Origin of the sequence: Labilibaculum sp., from assembly GCF_041595635.1 — a bacterium.
Taxonomy (GTDB): Bacteria; Bacteroidota; Bacteroidia; order Bacteroidales; family Marinifilaceae; genus Labilibaculum.
In genome coordinates this window covers 1-22227 of the sequence record NZ_JBFHJW010000039.1, presented here as the reverse complement: position 1 = coordinate 22227, position 22227 = coordinate 1, and the positions used below count along the sequence as shown (strand labels likewise).

General features: G+C 35.6%; 16 protein-coding genes and 1 tRNA gene. 8 read left to right on the top strand and 9 right to left on the bottom strand.

The annotated features are described in order from the left end of the window. Positions 1 to 321, top strand: coding sequence for a quaternary ammonium compound efflux SMR transporter SugE (gene sugE, locus ABYT26_RS11735; protein WP_372754110.1), 321 nt, complete (start codon positions 1 to 3; stop codon positions 319 to 321). 11 nt (positions 322 to 332) lie between these two features. On the opposite strand, the gene ABYT26_RS11730 is transcribed toward sugE, so the two are convergent. From ABYT26_RS11730 to ABYT26_RS11705, 6 genes are all read right to left on the bottom strand, one after another. After that, on the bottom strand, positions 333 to 1355 hold the full coding sequence (locus tag ABYT26_RS11730; RefSeq protein WP_372754080.1) for a glycosyltransferase family 2 protein: 1023 nt from the start codon (positions 1353 to 1355) through the stop codon (positions 333 to 335). A 32-nt stretch (positions 1356 to 1387) separates the two neighbouring features. Further along, positions 1388 to 2269 (bottom strand): lysophospholipid acyltransferase family protein, encoded by an 882-nt coding sequence (locus ABYT26_RS11725; RefSeq protein ID WP_372754078.1) that lies wholly within the window; start codon positions 2267 to 2269, stop codon positions 1388 to 1390. Between the two features lie 52 nt (positions 2270 to 2321). Continuing rightward, entirely contained in the window at positions 2322 to 3122 is an 801-nt protein-coding gene (locus ABYT26_RS11720; RefSeq protein ID WP_372754076.1) for an inositol monophosphatase, read from the bottom strand. A 4-nt stretch (positions 3123 to 3126) separates the two neighbouring features. Beyond that, a complete protein-coding gene (gene mtaB, locus ABYT26_RS11715; RefSeq protein ID WP_372754074.1) occupies positions 3127 to 4470 on the bottom strand; it encodes a tRNA (N(6)-L-threonylcarbamoyladenosine(37)-C(2))-methylthiotransferase MtaB in 1344 nt (447 codons plus the stop codon). Positions 4471 to 4615: 145 nt separating this feature from the next. Next, complete coding sequence (locus tag ABYT26_RS11710) at positions 4616 to 5521, bottom strand: Ppx/GppA phosphatase family protein (RefSeq protein WP_372754072.1); 906 nt, start codon at positions 5519 to 5521, stop codon at positions 4616 to 4618. A gap of 144 nt (positions 5522 to 5665) precedes the next feature. After that, complete coding sequence (locus ABYT26_RS11705) at positions 5666 to 6997, bottom strand: PhoH family protein (RefSeq protein ID WP_372754070.1); 1332 nt, start codon at positions 6995 to 6997, stop codon at positions 5666 to 5668. A gap of 268 nt (positions 6998 to 7265) precedes the next feature. On the opposite strand from ABYT26_RS11705, the gene ABYT26_RS11700 reads away from it, so the two are divergent. From ABYT26_RS11700 to ABYT26_RS11690, 3 genes are all read left to right on the top strand, one after another. Then, entirely contained in the window at positions 7266 to 8552 is a 1287-nt protein-coding gene (locus tag ABYT26_RS11700; RefSeq protein ID WP_372754068.1) for a folylpolyglutamate synthase/dihydrofolate synthase family protein, read from the top strand. 57 nt (positions 8553 to 8609) lie between these two features. Beyond that, positions 8610 to 8684, top strand: a tRNA-Val gene (locus ABYT26_RS11695). Between the two features lie 152 nt (positions 8685 to 8836). Next, positions 8837 to 9493: a redox-sensing transcriptional repressor Rex gene (locus ABYT26_RS11690; RefSeq protein ID WP_372754066.1), complete on the top strand. Its 657-nt coding sequence runs from the start codon at positions 8837 to 8839 to the stop codon at positions 9491 to 9493. Between the two features lie 70 nt (positions 9494 to 9563). Here ABYT26_RS11690 and ABYT26_RS11685 read toward each other — a convergent pair whose 3' ends face one another. The 3 genes from ABYT26_RS11685 to ABYT26_RS11675 all read right to left on the bottom strand — a co-directional run bounded on the left by ABYT26_RS11685 (position 9564) and on the right by ABYT26_RS11675 (position 12639). Beyond that, positions 9564 to 9815 carry a DNA-binding protein gene (locus tag ABYT26_RS11685; protein ID WP_372754065.1) on the bottom strand — a complete coding sequence of 84 codons (252 nt, stop codon included), beginning with the start codon at positions 9813 to 9815 and terminating at the stop codon, positions 9564 to 9566. A 96-nt stretch (positions 9816 to 9911) separates the two neighbouring features. Then, positions 9912 to 11270 (bottom strand): PAS domain-containing sensor histidine kinase, encoded by a 1359-nt coding sequence (locus ABYT26_RS11680; protein ID WP_372754063.1) that lies wholly within the window; start codon positions 11268 to 11270, stop codon positions 9912 to 9914. Continuing rightward, complete coding sequence (locus ABYT26_RS11675; protein WP_372754061.1) at positions 11260 to 12639, bottom strand: sigma-54-dependent transcriptional regulator; 1380 nt, start codon at positions 12637 to 12639, stop codon at positions 11260 to 11262. Before ABYT26_RS11675 ends, ABYT26_RS11680 begins: the two co-directional genes overlap by 11 nt. Before the next feature lie 330 nt (positions 12640 to 12969). On the opposite strand from ABYT26_RS11675, the gene ABYT26_RS11670 reads away from it, so the two are divergent. From ABYT26_RS11670 to ABYT26_RS11655, 4 genes are all read left to right on the top strand, one after another. Continuing rightward, on the top strand, positions 12970 to 15318 hold the full coding sequence (locus tag ABYT26_RS11670) for an ABC transporter permease (RefSeq protein WP_372754059.1): 2349 nt from the start codon (positions 12970 to 12972) through the stop codon (positions 15316 to 15318). A 24-nt stretch (positions 15319 to 15342) separates the two neighbouring features. Next, positions 15343 to 16017 (top strand): ABC transporter ATP-binding protein, encoded by a 675-nt coding sequence (locus tag ABYT26_RS11665; protein WP_372754058.1) that lies wholly within the window; start codon positions 15343 to 15345, stop codon positions 16015 to 16017. 324 nt (positions 16018 to 16341) lie between these two features. Then, a complete protein-coding gene (locus ABYT26_RS11660; RefSeq protein ID WP_372754056.1) occupies positions 16342 to 17592 on the top strand; it encodes a hypothetical protein in 1251 nt (416 codons plus the stop codon). A gap of 310 nt (positions 17593 to 17902) precedes the next feature. Continuing rightward, positions 17903 to 22227 (top strand): hypothetical protein (locus ABYT26_RS11655; protein WP_372754054.1); only part of this gene is annotated, 4325 nt, incomplete at its 3' end.

Here is a 22227-nt window from a genome sequence, read left to right as displayed (position 1 = left end):
ATTGCGTGGGTGTATTTGATTGTTGCGGGTTTATTTGAAGCTGTTTGGGCTATTGGTCTTAAATATGCCGAGGGGTTTACAAAGTTGTGGCCTAGTTTACTAACTGTTGTAGCAATGGCAATAAGCTTGTACTTTCTTGCTTTGGCGATAAAAACCTTGCCTTTAGGTACAGCTTATGCGGTTTGGACTGGTATAGGAGCTTTTACAACAGCAATTTTAGGAATTGTTTTGTTTAGTGAGCCTGTTCATTTTGCTCGAATTTTCTTTTTACTGTTGTTGTTGGTATCAGTGATAGGACTCAAATTTACCGGAGCCAACTAGATTCTAGTGTTTCAGAAGCTGATATCTGAAAAATGTTTCTTTTTTCTTAAGTAGAAATCAAAAATGATACTGTTGTGATACATTTCTTTGTGCTCCTTCTTGATGACTAGAGGAACTAAATGTTTTCTTTTCTTTCTGATTTTTGAAATCATAGAATAGTAGGAAAGGTGAGCTTTAAAAACCGCATAAAAATTTGCAAATTCTCCACTCACAAGAAATTTTAGAGCTGCGACACCATCTAATATCATTCTTTGCAGAAGGATAGGCCAAAAATTATTTTCAGGTAAGTTTTTATGCAACAGAAATAAATTGTTGCGGAAATTTAAAAATAATTTATTGGGACTGTCATATGGTAAAGTGGCTCCGCCAACATGATATACTGTCGATTTTGGTTCTGCGATTATCCGGTGTCCTTGATTTTTTATTCTCCAGCACAAATCAATTTCTTCCATGTGGGCGAAAAAGTCATCGTCCAATCCGCCGGTTTGCTTATAAACGTTGGCACGAATGAAAAGAGCCGCACCACTTGCCCAGAAAATATCAATTTCGGAGTTGTATTGATTGTGATCATTTTCGATCTGATCCAATATTCTGCCGCGGCAAAATGGATAGCCTAAATAGTCGATAAAACCTCCAGAAGCACCAGCGTGCTCAAATTCACTTTGATTGTGGTAGGCTTTAATTTTAGGTTGAGCTGCAGCTATGTTTGGCTCGTTTTCAAACTGATTATAAATAGGATCGAGCCAATTTTCTGTAACTTCTACATCCGAATTTAAAAGGACAAAATAGGCATGGGAAAGTTGCTCTAGTGCTTTGTTGTATCCTTTAGCAAATCCATAATTTTTATCCAGCTTTATTACCTGTAGATCTGGATATGTTTCTGCTAAAAATGAAATAGATTCATCACTTGAAGCATTGTCTGCAACAATTATATCAGCCCATTCTCGTTTTGAGCAGCTCACCACCGATGGAAGAAATTTTTCGAGTAATTCTTTTCCGTTCCAGTTGAGGATTACGATTCCAATTCTATTCATTCTTTATAGGATGTGTTAACTGCTGTAGTTGATTAATTTGATGCTTGTCTTTTGTGTTTCCATCGTCTGTGCGACCACAACCAGTATGCTGGATCTTCTTTAATGATATCCTCTAAAATACGAGTGTGTTTTTCTGTGATTTCGAATTTAGCTGTTTCTTTTGGATTGTCAAAAAGAGGGATAAATTCGACTTCGTAATAGCCTCTTTTTAGCTTTTTCATATGAATAAATACGATGATTTGATCTAGTTTTTTCGCAATTTTTTCAGTTCCCAAAAGTACAGGAGTATCCTGATTTAGAAATTTTGTCCAATAGTTAAGGTTTCGTTTATTGGGTGTTTGGTCACCTATAAAAACAGTTGCAGTATATTCTTTTTTACTTCTATATGACAGCATTGTTCGTAGCGTGTCATCCTTGGCTAGTGGTCGTGCGCCAAATCGTTCTCTAATTTGAAGAAACATCTTATCAAAAACTTTGTTGTGAAGAGGTTTGTAAATAGGTAAGTAGATTGCATCTCGCCATGCACAAAATGAGATTAGCCACTCCCAATTTCCATAATGACCTAAAACGGTAATAATACTCTTGTCTTTTTCTTTACAAAGGTCAAATATCTCAGGATTTAGGAATTTACAGCGCTCTTTTATTTCCTTTTCGCTGATTGTCCACAATTTTATTGTTTCTATAAAAATATCACAAAAATGGTGGTAAAATTCTTTCCGTATGCTATGAATTTCTTCTTTTGATTTTTCAGGAAAAGAATTGTTGAGATTTTCTGTAACAACATTTCTTCTGTAGCGGATAATGTGGTAAACAATGAGGAAAATGAAATCTGAAAAAACATAAAGTACAGATAATGGCAGGTAGCTAATTAATTTTACGATACCATATACTATGTAGGAGAGGAATTTAATCATTTAAATGTGCTATTTTATTGTTTGCCGCAAATACTATTTTAAAGCGATCTGTTTACTGAACCATGTATTTGTGGACAACTTTTTTGAATTCGGAATGAATTTTTGTATTGCTGGCAATTATTTCTTTACCAAAAATGAAGTTGTTACCGCCTTTAAAATCACAAAGGCTACCACCAGCCTGCGCTACAAGAAATGCACCTGCGGCCACATCCCAGGCGTGAAGGTTGTATTCATAAAAAACTTCGAATCGACCACATGCAACATAGGCTAAGTCGGTTGCTGCAGAACCCAGTCTCCTTACTCCATGCGAGTTGATGATGAAGTATTCCAGTGAAGCCAAGAAATTTTGCAACTGCTTGTGATCAGATAGTGGAAAACCTGTTGAAATTAAACTTGAATCAATTGTTAGTGCATTGGAAACTGTAATGGTTTTGCCATTAAGGTAAGCGCTATTGGCTCCTTTCCACGAGTAAAAACATTCATCAAGACTAATTTCATAAACTACACCTAATACGATTTCATCATATTCCTGAAGTGCAATGCTAACGGCAAAAGGAGATAAACCGTGAATGAAGTTTGTCGTTCCATCCAAAGGATCGATAATCCAGTTGTAGCGCTCGCCACGTTTTGTTTCAGTACCTTCTTCGGCAATAAAACCTGCATCGGAAAGAATCCATTTAAGTTCCTGAATGATCATTTCTTCGGCAGTTTTATCCACGTAAGTGACAAAATCGTGCTTTCCTTTTACTTCAATTGCATCTGAATTGATTTTGCTTTGCTGTTCTTTAATAAAAAGACCAACTTTTCTGGCAATATCATTGGTTTGAAAACATAGTTCTTTTAGGTCGGTCATTTTGTTACTGATTTTGGTTCAAAATGGGCTTTAAATTGAAGTGCGTTTTATCAACAACAACTCCTTTCACATGCGAATTTTCATTTATTTCCTGCAAGTTAGTAAATGTTAATTCGTTACTAAGGTTTTCATTAAAAGGAATTTCCACTTTTATGTAATTTCTTGTGAATCCATACATTTTACCATTGTCGTTATACGATTCAAAAAGAACCTCCTCTGTTTTGCCTAGGTTTTCCTGATAAAAAGCTCTTAATTTTTTTTGTGATAAAATTTGGAGTCTTTTAGCTCTTCTTTTTCTTTCTGGAATAGGAACTACTTCTTTGATCTCTAAGGCTTTTGTACCTTGTCTTTCGGAGTAAGGAAAAACATGTAATTGGCTAATGGGTAATTCTTTAATGAAAGAGTAAGCCTCCTCAAAATCTTGTTCGCTTTCACCTCGGCTGCCCGCTATTACGTCAACACCAATAAAGGCATCGGGGAGCAATGATTTTATTTTCTCGATACGTTGAGCGAAAAGTTCTATGTCGTATCGTCGTTTCATAAGTTTTAAAACCTTATTGGAACCTGATTGAAGTGGCAAGTGAAAATGATTCACGAATTTTTCCGATTGAGCAACATATTCGATGATTTCATTGCTTAAAAGATTAGGCTCGATAGAAGATATTCGGTAACGACTAATGCCTTTTACCTTATCTAATTCCTTAATTAAGTCCAGAAAGTTTTCGTTCGTGCTTTTCCCAAAATCACCTATGTTTACACCTGTTAGAATGATTTCTTTGCCACCTTCTTTAGCTACTTTTTCGGCTTGTGTTACAGTTTCTTTAATGGTTGTATTTCTACTCCTTCCGCGAGCGTATGGAATGGTACAATAGGTGCAGAAATAGTCACAACCATCCTGAACTTTCAGAAAACATCGGGTTCTATCGCCCATTGAATAGGAAAAGTGAAAGTCTTTTATGGATGCAAGTTCGCATGGGTGAAGTTCTCCTGTTCCTTTTTTTTCCAGATGATCGATGTATTTTTGAATATTGAATTTATCGTTGGCACCCAAAACAAGATCGACACCTGGAATTGCAATAATTTCTTCAGGTTTAAGTTGTGCATAACATCCTACAACAGCAACAAAAGCATTTGGATTGGTCTTTATTGCTTTTTTAATGGCTTGTCTGCATTTTTTGTCAGCATGATCCGTAACAGAACAAGTATTTATGACATAAATATCCGCTATTTCGGTATGTTTTACTGTTTCGAAGCCCAACTCTTTAAATGACCGACCAATTGTGGAGGTCTCCGAAAAATTAAGCTTGCATCCTAAGGTGTAGAATGCAACTCTTTTCCCTTGCAACATAGTTTTTCCCCTTCTTGCTATTGATTAGCTAGATGTTGAGTTTCAACTTCAAGCTAAAATAAATGAACTATTTCAGGTTGAAATTGAAATAGTTCAAAATATAGAAATTATTAACCTTGCAAATTTAGGAAAAAGAATTGCTTTTTTAGCCCATTAAAAGGCTGTTCGAAATATATTCTTTATACAATTGATGAACGATACCATCGGTAACCCCAATTTTAGGAACGTGAATCTTTTCAGCACTAGCCCATTCCATGATACTTAGAAAAATGGTTGCTGCTGGAATAATAACATCAGCACGATCAGGATTCAGATCGTAATTAATCATCAGTTCTTCGTGATTGTATTGTTTTAGATCGTAAAAAATGCCCTTTAATTCCTGATAGCTCATGAATTTTTCTTTTTTAGGAGCTGATAATTTCACCAATTTATTGATGTTACCTCCCGATCCGATGATTTCAATGTTTTCACAATTTGGGCAAAGATCTAATAAACATTCTTTTATTCGAACAAACTCATCTTTAGGTACACAATCTCTGAGAATCTTAATAGTTCCCACATTAAATGAAGCAGAGAATTTGCAAATTCCCTTCGAAAAGAGCGTTAGTTCTGTACTTCCACCACCAACATCCACGTATAGGTAATCCTTTGTAGGGTCAAGAGTGTCGGCAATTTTATTGTCAAAAATGATGCTAGCTTCCTCTTTTCCATTGATTACATCAATTTTAATTCCGGATTCTCTCTCAATTCGCTGAATAATTTCAGCACCATTTGAGGCCTCTCTCATTGCTGATGTTGCACAGGCGCGATAATTTACAATCTCATGAACATCCATAAGACTGCGGAATGCTTTCATGCTTTTAATTAATTTTTCAGCTTTATCCGGAGAAATATATTTATCGATAAATGTATCAGCTCCCAAACGAATAGGAACCCTAACAAGCGACGATTTCTTAAAGTGAGCATTACCGCCTTCTTCAAGCACATTCATAAATAACAATCGGATTGCATTGGATCCGATATCTATGGCGGCAAATTTCATTATTTTCATAAGAGTATATTTAGAGTTTAAATCAGAGAAAAGATAGCTTGCAAAAAAAAAGTAAATTTTTGAAAGCTTTTATCCTAGGCAAAAAAAATGCCTGTTTTATTTATTTAATTTAAATGAATTTTATCAGTAATGCAATAGAGCTTTTTACAAAAGGTTACTTGCGAGCTCTGCCAAATGACTTCTTTCTCCCTTTATTAAGTTGACATGTGCAAATATATCCTGTCCTTTCATCCGATCGAATAGATAAGCTAAACCATTGGATTTTTTGTCCAAGTACGGAGAGTCAATTTGTTCAATATCTCCAGTGAATATCATTTTGGTTCCTTCCCCAGCACGGGTTATAATGGTTTTTATTTCGTGAGGAGTAAGGTTTTGAGCTTCATCAACAATAAAAAAAGTATTGGATAAACTTCTTCCTCGAATATAGGCCAAGGGTGTTATCTGTAATTTTTGTTCTTTTAGCAGCTCATCAATTCTCATCGATTCCTTACTGTGAATATTAAATTTGTGTTTGATTACGTTGAGATTGTCGAAAAGAGGTTGCATGTAAGGACCAATTTTTTCAGTGGCATCACCTGGAAGGTAGCCAAGGTCTTTATTGGCAAGAGCAACTATTGGTCGAGCCAAAAAAATCTGGTCGTACAAGTCAATTTGTTGAAGCGCACTAGCCAAGGCAAGCAAAGTTTTTCCCGTTCCTGCACGACCGGTTAAAGCAACCAATGATATTTTGGGATCCATGAGTGCCTGCATTGAAAAAGTTTGCTCGGCATTTCTAGGGTAGATACCATAGGCATTTGGTTTATCAACGCGAGAAATCGTTTTGTCAATAGGATCATAATGTGCTAATGCACTAGATGAATTGCTTTTTAAAATGAAATATTCATGACCATTTAAAGGCTTGCTGTAGCCAAAATCTTCTTCCAAAATTCCTTCGTTTGATTTGTAAAGAAGGGCAATTTTTTCGTTATCAAAATCGTCGATAGTTGTAATTCCCAAGCTAATTAAATCATCCAAATCTTTAACTTGATCGTTTTTATAGTCTTCTGCCAGAATGCCTAATGATTTGGCTTTCATTCGAAGGTTAATGTCTTTTGAAACCAGAATGACTTTTCTGCTATTATTTTCGATGTGTAAATGTTCTGCAATTGCCAGAATACGGTGGTCGGGAATGTTTTCATGAAATGAAGCCCTCATTTTTTGAGAGAATTCTTTCCCGGTTTCAACAGATAGTTTTCCTAATTTATCACCTAGGGGAATTCCATCACTAAATAGTAAATCACCAGAAATTCTGTCTAATTCGCGGCTGAATTCACGGGCGTGATAATTTATTTGATCGTTGCCTTTTTTGAATTTGTCGAGTTCTTCAAGAACAGTTATTGGAATTACAACATCATTTTCTTCAAAATTATAAATGGAATTAAAATCATGAAGAATAACGTTGGTGTCAAGAACGAAAATCTTTTTGAGTTTTGCCATAATGAATGGTGTTAGAGGTTAATTTCCACATGCAGTAAATAGCAATATTTAACTTTATTGTATTCACTTGTTGATCTTTTTTAAATAGTAGCTGTTTAAGGGATTTCTTAAGATGCCTTTTTTGCTAAAACACTTATTTTTTTTAGTAAACAGTAATATTTAACAGTCTTAAATTAGCAAATTTTGTAGGAAATTCAACCTGTTAACACAAATTTTAAGAAATTTTATTCTTCTTTGTAATTCTTCTGGTTTTATAAGAATATTAGAAATGAATTATAAAGAAACTTTAGATTATATGTTTACTAAACTTCCTATGTTTCAACGTACAGGGAAGGCTGCTTACAAGGCAAATTTGGATACCACCTTAGCATTGGATGATTATTTCGGACACCCGCATAAAAAGTTTAAGTCGATACACGTGGCTGGTACAAACGGAAAAGGTTCTGTTTCGCATGCTATTGCTTCCATACTACAGGCAGAAGGTTATAAGGTAGGTTTGTATACATCGCCTCATTTAAAAGATTTTAGAGAGAGGATTAAAATAAACGGAGAGCTTGTATCAGAAAGTTTCGTGATCGATTTTATTCAAAAGCATCAATTAAAATTCCAAGAGTTGTGCCCTTCGTTTTTTGAGATGACAGTTTCAATGGCTTTTGAATATTTTGCCGAACAAAAGATAGATATTGCAATTGTAGAAGTTGGTTTGGGTGGGCGCTTAGATTCTACCAATATCATAAGTCCATTGCTTTCAGTGATTACCAATATCAGTAAAGACCATACCAATTTATTAGGAACCGATATTGCTCAAATTGCTGCAGAAAAAGGTGGTATTATTAAGAACGGAATTCCTGTGATTATTGGTGAAAAGCAGAAGGAATCACAATCAATTTTTACAGAACTTGCGCAAGAGAAAAAGGCAGATATTAAATTTGCTGAAGATTTGTATGAATTTAAATCGCAGCAATTACATGAGTATAGGCAAAGTTTGGTGTATTCTTCCAATATCAATCATTCCCATATAAAATTGGAATGTGATTTATTGGGCCGCTATCAAATTAAGAACATGCGAACAGTTTTGGCGGTTTGTGATGAGTTAAATCGTCAGTCTTCGACTATTTCTGAAAAATCAATACTGGAAGGAATTTCCGAAATTGTGAAACGAACAGGTTTATTGGGACGATGGCAGCAGATTGGACAAAAGCCTCTGGTAGTTTGCGATACTGGTCATAATGTTGGAGGTATTAAAGAAATAATAAAGCAAATTGAAGGAATGAATTATAGAAATCTGCATTTTGTTTTTGGAGTGGTCAACGATAAAGATATTAGTTCTATTCTTGAGTTATTACCCAAAAAAGCGAACTATTACTTCTGTTGCGCAAACATTCCACGAGCATTGAATCAAGATATTCTTGCAGAAAAGGCAAAAGACCATGCTTTGTATGGGAAGGCATATTCAACGGTAAAAATTGCTTTGGAAACTGCTAAAAAACATGCCCATGAAGATGATTTTATTTATGTGGGAGGTAGTACTTTTGTTGTGGCTGAAGTTATTTAACAAATCGTTCGATTTTCTTGTTGTATAATATTTTCTGTTTATATTTGCAGTCGTTAAGGGCGATTAGCTCAGTTGGTTCAGAGCACTTGGTTTACACCCAAGGGGTCATAGGTTCGAATCCTATATCGCCCACAATATCGAAGTATTCATTCTAAGATGCTTTGTAGTGTCCCCTAGGCATTTATTTGAAATTTAAATGTGTATAACAAAAAAAATCAATAAGGAATTTTTTCCTTAATAAAACTTGATTATTTTTGTTCTCTTAATGGTGTAAGTAAGAAACTATGGTTCAAAGTTCTAAAAAAATTCAGGGGGTTCCAGAGCCTACAATAAGGCGTATGCCTTCCTATCTAGCGTTTGCTGAAGGTTTATTGAGAAAAGGGCAGCAGTTCGTGTCATCTACACAGATTGCAAACTATATGAATATCGATCCCACGCAGGTAACTAAAGATTTATCCTATACTAGTATTGTTGGAAAAACCCGGGTTGGATATGAAGTAAAAGCATTGGTTGATGTTTTATCTGATTTCCTTGGTTTTACGGTAATGGATAATGCATTTCTTGTTGGAGCGGGATCTTTAGGATCGGCTTTGCTTCACGATAGTGGTTTATCTCATTTTGGTTTAAATATTGTTGCTGCTTTTGATATCAATTCTTCAACAATTGGAAAAAAATATAATGATATAGAAGTATTCCATATTGATCAATTTCGTGATTTGTCTCAGGAAATGAATGTGATTATGGGAATAATAACCGTTCCTGCTGAAAATGCACAGACAGTTGCCGACTTAATGGTTGCTTGGGGAATAAAGGCGATTTGGAATTTTACTCCTGCCAGAATAAAGGTTCCTGATGACATAATTGTTCAAAACACAACACTTTACTCTAATTTGGCTATTATTTTTAATAAGTTGCATAATGATAGAAAAGAGGTAATGTAGTTGTACATTATTATACAAAAAAGGACTGTTGAATTTTTTCAACAGTCCTTTTTTTATTGATGTTTACAATTTAGCTAGGTTTGTTAAGTATTCTAATGGCTTTTTCTAGAATTGTTGTATCATCAAGCTCAACAATACCACCATAAGGCCCTTGTTCAACATGGATTCCTGTACAACGACCTTTTTCAAAATTGGTTCCACCAAAATAATTTCTAACGGTTTCGACTTCTAATTTTAAGTCTTTCGCAATCCTTTGCATACTTCCATCTGGCAAACGATCTTTAATCTTTCTTAATTCATTGAATGTGATTGTTCTAGTCATACGCTTTCAAGTTTATTATAAAGGTTAGAAATTGACCTGTTTTTAAATTTAACGAAAGTATTTGTTAATTTAAAATTATTAGGTTGTTAAATCTTGTTAAAAGGTAAGTGTGAAACATGTTCTTTCTCCGGGAATCGACTGTGCAGTGATGGTTCCTCCGTGCAAGCGTAAAATTTGTTTTGAAAGGCTAAGTCCAATTCCTGACCCTTTTGGTTTGGTTGTGAAAAATGGAATAAAGATTTTATCAAGTACATCTTTTATAATGCCTTGGCCGTTGTCGCTAATTTGAATGGAAATACGACCTCTTTTGTTCATGAAGGCTTTGAGTTCAATTTTAGGATTTTTGGTATTCTCTAGGGCATGAATGGAGTTCTTAATTAAATTAATGAGTACTTGTTCGAGTAGTTGTTCGTCGGCAAAAAGTTCAATACTCTCTGGGTTGATGCTAAGCTGACAACTGATTCCTTTCTTTTTGATTTCTTCCTCCATTAAACGATGAATGCTATCGAATAGTTTTTGAACTTGAAAGATATCAAAGTTTGGTTTGGGAATTTTCGTAAGATTACGATAAGTATCTACAAAATGAAGCAGTCCTGAACTTCTTTTGTGTATGGTTTCCAGAGCTAATTTAACTTCATGTAGCGTTTCTAAATCCTCACCTTGAAATTTGTGGGTGTTATTTTCTCCAAAATCATCAAGTATGGTGGTTAGTGTTGTTGAGAGAGAAGAGATTGGCGTAATGGAATTCATGATTTCATGAGTGAGTACTCTGATTAGTTTCTGCCACGACTCAATTTCCTGTTCTTCCAGTTCATATTGGATGTTCTTAATGGAAACCAGAATGATTTGTCGGTTGTTGATTTTAAATTCGGTTGCGTAAATGGCAAGCTTTAGGATGTCTTCATTATCAATTACTTTAACAAGTGTATTCTCTCCGTGTTTTAGGTTTAGTAAGCTAGTTACAAGTTCACTGCTAAAATTGCTTAGGTCTTGTACTTTTTTAAGTTTACTAATCTGAAAAAGCTTTTTAGAGGCATTGTTGATCATTTCAACTTTTCCGTCTCGATTAAAAGCAATCAAGCTTATTCCAATGTGTTGGATTACTGTTTGCAAATAGAAATAATGTTCCTCCTTTTCTGCTCTTATTTTCTGAAAATCAGTGATGACGTCGTTGAAGGATTCTTGTAATTTATCAAAGGAGCTTCCAAGACCTTGTACTTGAAAGTTTCGAGTAAAATCCGAATATCGAATTGATTCTAAAAAGTTTTTAAGCAGACGATTAGTCTTTTCAACGTACTTAATGATTTCATAAATCTGATAAATAATCGCAATAAAAATAAGACTTGCTGTAAAGTAAAGACTTTTACTGGTAAGTAAATAAATCAGTAAAAAAATTGTGGCAGTAAGCACAATTATTCTTACTATGAAGTTGATTCGGAAGCTTTTATAAACCATATTTTTCAAGTCTACGATACAATGATGTGCGAGTAAGCCCTAATTCTCCTGCTGCTTTAGAAATATTCCCTCTATTTGTTTTTAAAACTTTCTGAATGATATTTTTTTCTACTTCTTCCAGATTGTAGGAGTCGAATTCTACCTCGTTCTGATCATTCCTTTGGATACTGACCTGAAAATCGGAGGGATTTAAATTGCGATCATCCGCCATAATGATTGCTCTCTCCATTAGGTGTTGAAGTTCGCGCACATTTCCAGGCCAAGAATAGTCGTGTAGTTTGTTGAGGCAAATTTTAGAAAGAGGATTGAAATTTTTCTTGTATTTTTTAGAGTAGATCTCAAGAAAGTGATTGGCCAAAAGAGGGATGTCTTCGTATCGTTCTCGTAACGCAGGAAGGTTTATTTCTACGGTGTTAATTCTATAAAGCAGATCCTGACGGTAGCTATCTTCTGCAGCCATTTGTTTTATTGGCATGTTGGTGGCGCATATCAACCGAATATCAATAGGAATGGCTTTGTTAGAGCCTACCCGAATTACTTCTCGGCGTTCCAATACGGTTAAGAGTTTTGCTTGCATGGGCAGGCTTAAATTTCCAATTTCATCTAAAAACAGGGTTCCGCCCGAGGCAATTTCGAATCGGCCAGGACGGTCGGTTCGTGCATCGGTAAAAGCTCCTTTTACATGACCAAATAGTTCGCTTTCAAATAAATTTTCATTGATCGATGCAAGATCAACACTTACAAAAACTTCATCTTTTCGGTAGGAATTTCGGTGTAAAGCTCTTGCTACAAGTTCTTTTCCAGTTCCGTTTTCTCCGAGAATTAATACGTTGGCATCGGTAGAGGCTACTTTCGAGATGGTGGAAAAAACCTCTTGCATTTCAGGAGAATTGCCAATAAAATCATTAAACGGCTGATCGAGAACGGCATTTAATTCTTTTTGTTTTGTTTTTAATTCCCTTACTTCATCTTTTGATCGACGTAGTTTTACGGCCGAAGAGATGGTGGCTACTAACTTTTCGTTTTGCCATGGCTTGAGAATGAAATCCGTAGCTCCCGCTTTAATTGATTTTACTGATTTTTCAATGTCGCCATAGGCTGTGATGAAAAGCACAATGGCTTGCGGGTCAATTTCGAGTATTTTATTCAGCCAATGATAACCTTCCTGCCCACTAATTGCATCCTTGGTAAAATTCATATCGAGTAATATAACATCGTATTGATCTTGTTTCATCAATTTGGGGATCAACTCGGGATTGGATTCTGTGTGTATTAGCTCGACATGTTGCTTTAAAAGCAATTTTAATGAAAATAGAATATCTTCATTATCGTCAATAGCTAAAATTCTTCCAGTTTTTTGATCTGCCATAATTTAAATCAGTTAATTGTTTAGGCTACATGGTTTTACTATGAGAATTCAAGTTATCATTTTTCTTTTAAAATTAAAACAAAATTGTTCGTATGCGTACAGCTTGTGTGCTGATATCGTTCACAGGTATTTGAAATGCAGTAAGTTGTGAGTTTTTTAAAAAATTGAGAATCAAGATTGAAAGTGTTTTGGCACGAAAGTGGTAACTTATTGCTTTGATTGGATGCAATGTAGCGGTTTATTTTTGGCGATTAGGAATATCTTACTTAGGGTACGATTAGGAATAGTATGCCTAGGAAAAAGCAGATACACAGTTTTTAATGGAAATGGATGTTAAAAATTTTATTCAATACAGTTTTACGTAGTTTATATCGGCAAAAGGCTTATTCGCTGATGAATATTTTAGGCCTGGCAACGGGGGTAACTTGTACGCTGCTTATTTTAATTTGGGTTGAATATGAAACAGGTTTTGATAAGTTTCATGAAGATATAGATCAAATTTACAGTATATACGAGAATCAGAATTATGCTGACGGTGATTTTTTTTCGGTATTCTCAACGCCAGGACCTCTTGCCAAATCAATAAAACAGTCTTATCCAGAAATTGAATCCTCTTCCCGAATGGTATCTAGTTGGGGACAGTTGGTTCTTTCGGTGAATGGAAATAGTTATGTGGAAGATGGTGGGAAGATTGTCGATCCTGATTTTTTTAAGATTTTCACTTTTCCTATTGTTTTAGGAGAGACTGAGAATCCTTTTCAGACTGACAATTCGATTGTTCTTACAGAGAAAATGGCGCATAAATTATTTGGAGAATCCAATCCTATTGGTGAGCAAGTAAATATAAATTCTCGATTCGATTGCAGTGTTTCTGCGGTGGTATCGGATCCACCAGCTAATTCATCCATAAAATTTGATTTTCTTCTTCCATTTCACTTTTTTGAGGTGATATGGACCTATGATTTGAGTGATTGGGAAGCAAATTCATTTCATACCTTTATTAAAATAGATCTTAATTGCGACCTGAAAAAACTGTCATTGCAATTGAAGCCATACATTAAAAATCGCGTTAAAAATTCAAATGTTGAGCTGGCACTTCAGCCCTTTAAGAGATATCATTTGTATTCGATAAATGGCACTAGAATTGCGCCTGTTGGCTACGTTAGGGTGTTTTTATTTGTAGCTGTTTCCATCCTCTTAATTGCCTGTTTTAATTATATGAATTTGGCTACAGCCAGATCTGAGCGAAGAGCAAAAGAAGTGGCTATTAGAAAGGTAGTAGGAGCTCAACGGCAAGGCTTAATTTCTTTATTTATTGGTGAATCGATTTTTTTTACTCTTCTGTCCCTCATTATTGCACTTGTTTTGGTGGAGTTGCTACTGCCTGTTTTTAGTGATTTAACGGGGCGTAATTTAGTTCTGGGATTTTCCAATGTAAAATTCCTGTTCCTTGTTTCTATTGTGGTTCTGCTTACTGGTATTTTATCGGGAAGTTATCCGGCTTTGTTTTTATCCTCTTTTTTACCCATTCATGTTGTTCGTGGAGTATTGAGAAAAGATTCCTCTCTGCTACGAAAAATTCTGGTGGTGATCCAATTTAGCATATCCATTGTTTTGTTTATTTGCTCGGGTATCATTCATCAACAGTTAAAGTTTCTTGAAGATTCGGATGTTGGCTACAATAAGGACAATTTAGTTTATATTGAAATGGTGGATGATCTTGTTCTACAGTATTCGCAACTAAAAGGAGAATTGGTGAAAATTCCTGGTGTTTATTGGGTGACCGCTGGGAATCAAATGCCTGTGAATTTTACCAAATCAACTTGGGATGTAGAGTGGTCAGAAAAATCAAAAAAGAAGGATGATGTATTGTTTCAATTGGCCTTTGTTGATTATGATTTTATAGAAACATTTGAAATGGAGGTGATTCAGGGAAGAGGTTTTTCAAAAGTATATGGTGAGGAGAGTTTAAAATTTATAGTCAATGAATCTGCAGCAGAAAAGATGAATTTGCAGGAAAGAGTTGGCGACTCTATTCGGATTTGGAATTACTCTGGAGAAGTAATTGGTATAGTGAAAGATTTTAATTTTAACAGTTTACAAGTGGGAGTTGAACCCTTGCTGATGATGCGAAATCCTGCCGCTTTTAAATACATTGCCATTCGAATAGGTGATGATGTAGAGCCCATTTTGAATAGGATACGAAAAGTATGGGACGCAAGAATAAGTGGTGTGCCATTTACTTACCGATTTTTAGTAGATGATTTCAAGTATTTCTATGTCGCAGAATCGAGAATGAGTAAACTATTTATGGTATTTACACTGATCGCTTTTGTAATTTCTTGCCTGGGATTATTCGGATTAGTTTCTTTTGTTACCGAACGAAAGTCTCGAGAAATGGCGCTTCGAAAGGTGTTTGGAGCGAGTCGAGAGTATGTTTTTCGATTGCTACTGCAAGCCTTTTTTAAGTGGGTGATATTATCTAATGCAATAGCTTGGATCATTGCCTATTTTTTGATGGAATGGTGGTTGAAGGGATTTGCATATCGAATTGATATTGGAATTGGAATTTTCATTCTATCGGGTTTTGTTTCTCTTCTGATTACATTTATTACTGTTTACCATCAAATAAGAAAGGTAATGCTAAAAACTCCATCGCACGTGTTAAAATACGAATAAGTGAATGATATAAAAAATCTGTAGATGATTACAACCAAAAATTTAATTAAAGTTTTCAGAACCGACGAAGTGGAAACGCGGGCATTGAACCATGTAAACCTTGAAATCAGAGAAGGAGAATTTGTCGCAATAATGGGTCCTTCGGGATGTGGTAAATCAACCTTGCTAAATATTCTTGGTTTGCTCGATAATCCGACCGAAGGGGAGTTGTACTTTAATGGTCTACAGGTAGATGGATATGGAGAGCGTCGGCGAACTAATTTGCGAAAAGAAAATATTGGCTTTGTTTTTCAAAGTTTTAATTTGATTGATGATCTGACCATTTTTGAAAATGTAGAGTTGCCTCTCTTGTACCAGAAAGTATCTTCATTGGAAAGGAAAAAGAGGGTGATTGAAGCCTTGGAGAGAATGAAAATTGCACATCGTGCCAAGCATTTTCCTCAGCAATTGTCTGGAGGACAGCAGCAGAGAGCAGCTATAGCCCGAGCTGTTGTATCCAAACCAAAATTGATTTTAGCCGATGAGCCTACGGGTAACTTAGATTCAGCCAATGGAGAGGAAGTGATGAATCTTCTAACACAGTTAAATGAAGAAGGGACTACCATTGTGATGGTAACCCACTCCCCATCAGATGCGGATAGAAGTCATCGTATCATTCAGCTTTTTGATGGCCATGTGGTGAGTGAGAATATGAGGTGAAAATTAAGAGAAGAGTGCTGTAATCATTTTGTATTGACAACTATTTTCTTTGTTCTCAATAAAAAAACAGAAAGTGTTTTTTGCGAAATATTTGTCTGGGACGAGTTCTACATGTTTACAAATTTAGTGTCGGCCGAAATAATTTCTATGCGCAAAGTTGTGCAATATCAATTAAGTAAATCTTTTCGGTTTCAGATTTAATGAAAAAGGAAGACTGCTTTTTGATCTAACATCCACGAATGTATTATTTTATTTCCTTTGTAACTTTTGCTTGGGCTGTTCGTCCTAAAGATGGAAAGAACCCAAAATATTAAATTGGCACTTATGAACTCTTCGTCAAAAACATATTTATTTATTTTATTGATTGCACAACTACTGCTAGGTTCTGGTTTTTCCAGAGCACAAACTTATCCTTGTTATTTATATGGGAACATCATTACTGTTGATGGTGATGTGTACAAAGGTGCAATTCGATGGGGAAATGAAGAGGTGTTTTTAACTGATTTGTTTAATGCTGAGAAAGAAGAGAATCCATATCTGAAATATTTGACAGATGCCAAAGAGAAAGTCGAAAAACGAAAAACAACAAAGACTAAAATTAGGAGCCAATTACAATTTAGCTATAATCAGAAGGAAAATGGACAAGGGATGTACGATCGTAAATTTCAATGTCGTTTTGGCGATATAAAATCAATATCCGTAACAGGTGATGAATCGTTAAGTTTAGAGCTCAAAAATGGAAAGTACATCAATTTAGTAGGAGGATCGAATGATGTGGGAACACAGGTTTGGGTCATCGATCAGGAGTTGGGATTATTAAAAATTGATTGGGAACGTATTGATGTGCTTCATTTTGAAAATGCTCCTGAAAAAACTGAGAATTTTGGAGAACCTATCTATGGAAAGTTAACAACTACAAAGGGCGAGTTTACGGGCTTTATTCAGTGGGATCACGATGAAAGATTGCTGGGAGATAAATTGGATGGAAGAGGTCGGGATGGAGAGTTATCCGTTCCCTTTACTAAAATCAAAAGCATAGAAAAAACAGAAAACGGAAGCCGTGTTACCTTACTTTCCGATCGTAATTTTGAATTAACAGGAGAAAATGATGTGAATCAGTACAATCGGGGAATTGTAGTTAGTATTCCTAATGTGGGGCGCATTGATTTTCCTTGGAGTCATTTTTTGTCACTGGAAATAGATCCTTGTCCTGCGAACAGTATAGATTGCTTGTCTGAATTTGGTGAATCTAGCCGATTGAAGGGAATTGTGCATACCAAGGAAGGAGCCTCTTTTCAGGGAATTATTGTTTACGATTTAGATCAGGCCATGGATTCGGAGCTACTAAATGGCTTGAACGATGAATTGGAATTTTTTCTTCCCTTTCGGAATGTTCGTAGTATAAAACCCATAGCTCATAACTATTGTCTTGTTGAGCTTAGAAATGAATTGAACTTATACCTTGGCGATAAAAGCGATGTATCCAATAAAAATGCGGGAATCATCGTTTTTGTAAAGGAAGGAGAATATCATGTTTTTAATTGGTCGGATATCGATAGAATAGAGTTTTTGTGAGATAAATAAAAAGTTGCACTAAACTCCCATTTTTAATTTTAAAAAATGGGAGTTTTTATTGAAATTATTTGATATTTTTAGCTTTATCTATGTTTAATTTATTTTAAAATAAAAATCTCTTTTTTTTTACAATAAAATAGAACTTTTTTTTTGATACAATAATGGGTTAATTATTAATATGTTGAAAATTATTGCCAAATTTGAAACTTATTTATTTTTCTCTCGTCAAAACAAAAGATTCACTAACCCAAAGAACATGTATTTCTGTCTAAGTTGATTAGGAAGTTGATCTATAGGAAAAACCATCGATATGAAAAAAAATAGAGCAAGTTTACTGTTAATATTGTTCATACAACTAATATGTTTATCTGCCCAGGCCGAAGATTATTATTGGATTGGCGGTTCTGGTGATTGGAATGATATCGAGCATTGGAGTGATCAACCAGGCGGAAACGTAAATTCAAATGCCTTGGTTCCAGGTAAGGATGATGATGTTTATTTTGATGAATATTCTTTCCCTGATGCTGGGGCAGAGGTAACTATCACCAGTGTTGCTCGCTGTATGAATATGTATTGGGGGAATGTTACCAATATGCCAACCTTAAATACTGATGATAATGAAGCTCATTATCTTGCAATTTATGGAGGAGTAACATTTAATAACCTGATGGTTCTTGATTTGGATCGGTCGCTTTACTTTAGAGCAAGTACATCGGGCAATGTGATTGATTTTGGAGGAAAAACATTTGATGGAGATATCTATTTTGAAAACAATGGAGGTTGGCGGATTACAAGTGAAATAAATTTAGTTAACAATACGATTTATTTCAATCAAGGTAGCTTAAGTATTGAAGCCGATATAACCTGTGGAGCATTTCTTTCAGAAGCTTCTGTTTCTCGTGTGCTCTACTTAAATTCATCCACACTTACGCTCGATAAAAGCGGATCAAGTGTTTTATCTATTCAAAGTGATAATTTAACCTTAGATGCTGGAGATTCTAAAATTGAAGTAATATCTAGTAATTCTTCTTTTGCAACATCAGGAGATGATGCTCTTGAGTTTTATGATCTTGTATTTTCAGGAGATAATGGTAGTTTAGAAAGTGATGCCATATTCACTTCCTTTAACGATATTACTTTTGAAATGGATGGAAGCATGCAAGGAGATAATGAAATGCAGAATCTTATTTTCACATCCGGACATACTTATGCAATATCGGGAGATGGAACCCAAACTGTTAATGCTAAATTTGAGGCTCTTGGTGAATGTTACGATTTTATTATCATAGAGGGTGATGTATATGGTGGAACTATTTCGGCTGCAGAGGTGGATCTTGATTACTTGAAGGTTGAAAATATTAATGCAAGTGGAGCAGCAATTCCTTTTGTTGCAAATAATTCGTACAATTTAGGAGGAAACAATACCAACTGGACTTTTATCGAACCATCTTCCGCCGATTATACTTGGATTGGTGCTGGTGGTGATAACAAATGGGGAACAAAAGAGAACTGGAATGCGGGTTGTGTCCCTTCCCGAAATAATAATGTAATAATAGGTGCTTCGTATACGGTGGAGATTGATGTTTCTGCTGAATGTAAAGGCTTAGATATAGATGATAGTTCAACATTAGAAGGATCCGAAGATCTTGATATCTACGGATCTCTGGCTGCAGATAGTTGTACCTGGAATTTTTCTGGAGAAACCCAGTTTTCTGGTGATAACACAAATACCATATCTTTTAATGGCAGCTTTTTAGGTTTGGTTACCTTTTATGGGAATGGTTCCTGGACCCTAAATTCCAATTTATCGGTTCTTGATATTTTAGATTTAGAGGAAGGAACATTAACTGCCAATTCTTATACTATTTCGGCTGAGCAGTTTAGTTCAACGAGTAACTATATTAGAGCTCTCGATATTTCAAATTCAGTTTTCGAGATTACCACCGGTGTTTCAAAAGCCTGGAATATTCAGGGAAGTGGTCTTACATTGACAAGTAACAATTCGGAAATTCAACTGCTTTCTAGTGGAGCTGAACTCTACCACAATACGACTGATGGTCTTACTTACGGAACAGTAAGCTTTACTGCTGCTGATGGACAGGCTTTACTAACCAATGAAGGAATGGCGACACAGCCACATTTCGAATCTCTTGAATTTGTTGGAAATGCAAAATTAACAGGTGATCATCAGTTTGATCAGTTGATATTTTCACAAGGGAAAGAATACTTTTTTAATGCAGGAAGTATTCAAAAAATTCTAGTGGCTGATGGTTTAATTGCTCATGGTACCTGTTCGGAATATATAACCTTCACAGGTGATGGAGGTACTGCCTATTTCGATTGTGATGTGAATTCTACAGATCTTTATCGATTAAGAATCGAGGATGTAAATGTGACTGGAGGAATTGGAAGTCTTACTGCCAATGAGTCAATAGGAATTTCAGGTTACGATGGTTGGATCTTTTTAGACGATTTAACTGGATCAAAAATATATTGGACCGGGAATGTTGATAACGACTGGTTTACCGCAGGTAACTGGGAGGGTGGATGTTTGCCAACTCGGAAAGATACAGTTGTTTTTAATAATGATAAAGTCCTACTAACCTACGAGGTAAACATTTCCAGTACGAGTGATGATGCCGAATGTGCCAGCATGATCTGGACGAATGCCGATTTGATGAGCTTTAGTGGAGATCAGCCAATCAGTATTTTTGCAGATCTAGATTTTTCAGGAATGATCAATGCAAATTTCGCTTATTCAGGAGATTTTTATTTTAAAGCGGTAGATACAACTGCGGCTACCATCGATGCTGGAGCGGTTAGTTTATTGGGAGATCTTACTTTTATGGGAACATTGCAGGAGGATGATACCTGGAGTGCAGGATCCTGGACCTTACAAAGTGAACTGAATACCGAAGGAACTATAAAATTGGAGTATGGTGATTTAATTTCGAACGATCAAAATATGGAGGCTTCCTCTTTTGTATCGAATTTTGATGTCGATCAACCTCGATCTTTGAGTTTAGGTTCATCCACATTTACTCTTGAAAGTTTTAAAGTTACCCCCGAGTCGTTTACTTTCGATGCCGGAACATCAGAAATTATTTTTGACACAGCTGGCGAATTAATTGTTACAAAAGGAAGTGATCCTTTAGATTTTTACAATGTAAGTGTTACTGAAGCCGATGGAAATGCTTACATCGATATTTATTCCGATGATATTACTTTTAATAATTTAGTACTTAGCGGAAATACTTACTTTAGAATGACCAACGACTCTGAAATTAGTTTTACTGCCAATAGTATTGAAATGGCAATTGGGAAAACCTATGAGTTTCAGAGTGGTCAAACCTTTGTTTTTACTGATATTATTGCAAATGGTGCTTGCGAAGGATCCATTGATATTACAGGTTCAGATTCCGATCCAGCAATTTTCCAGGCTAATACAGGGGTTACTGAAATTACCGTGAGTTCGGTTAATCTTTTGAATATAAGTGCAGAACCTGATGGTATTTTTGTGGCAAATGAGTCTATCGATTTAGGAGGTAACGACGGTTGGACCTTTGAAAATGAACCAGATGGAGACGATTTGTATTGGATTGGAGGTACTGGATATTGGGACGATCCAAACCATTGGGCAACTACTTCTGGTGCAGCAGTTGCTGATGGTTGTGTGCCAACCGTAAAAGACAATGTATTTTTTGATGATGGTTCGTTCGATGATACCGAACAAACCGTTTATACTGGTGCCAGCGATATTCGTTGCCGTAGCATGAATTGGACAGGATCTGAGGGGAACAGACCTAATTTTGAAATGGGAGACACCGATATTACTGGTGTTTACATTTATGGTTCCTTAATTTTAAATTCAACTATGGAGATTGATTTATCAGCCATGGTCGATTTTTACTTCCGGGCAACCGAAGCTCAGGTAATAGAAAGTTTTGGTTATGTATTCCCAAACATTGTAGAGTTTGATGGTAGTGGTGGAGAATGGACACTTCAGGACAGTCTAGTCGTAGAAGGAGATGTTTACATTCGAAATGGAAAACTGATTTCGGATGGAAACGATATTGAATGTAAGAGTTTGACCTCAAACGATGAGACTGTTGGTGAAAGTACTCGTGGTTTAGATATTCAGAATTCTAATCTAACCATTAACGGAACCGAGGATGAACTTGGTTTCTCATTAAATATAAAATTGACAGATCCATATTATGATCAGGGATTTGACCTACTTGCTGAGGGAAGTAACATTACTTTTTCCGATGCGGCTAGTGTTTATTTAGCAGGGATTAAAAATCAGACCATTGAGTTCGATACCATAACTTTCCTTCAAGATGGTTCAATATCAACCTTTAATAATTTAGCTACTTTTTTTCCGTATGTTGGCTATTTGAGTTTTAATCAGAATGGTGTAGTAAGCGGACATTATCAATTTGGAACCGTTGAATTGGGAAGAGGTTACGATTTTGAGTTTAAGGCAGGAAATATCTACGAAATGGACTATTTCCTTGCTGAAGGAAGTTGTTTTGCACCTATTTCAATTCATTCTTCCGAGGATGGAACTCAAACCACTATTTCTTCAGCAAATGATGTGAATGGGGAATTTCTGGAATTACAAGATATTGCAGG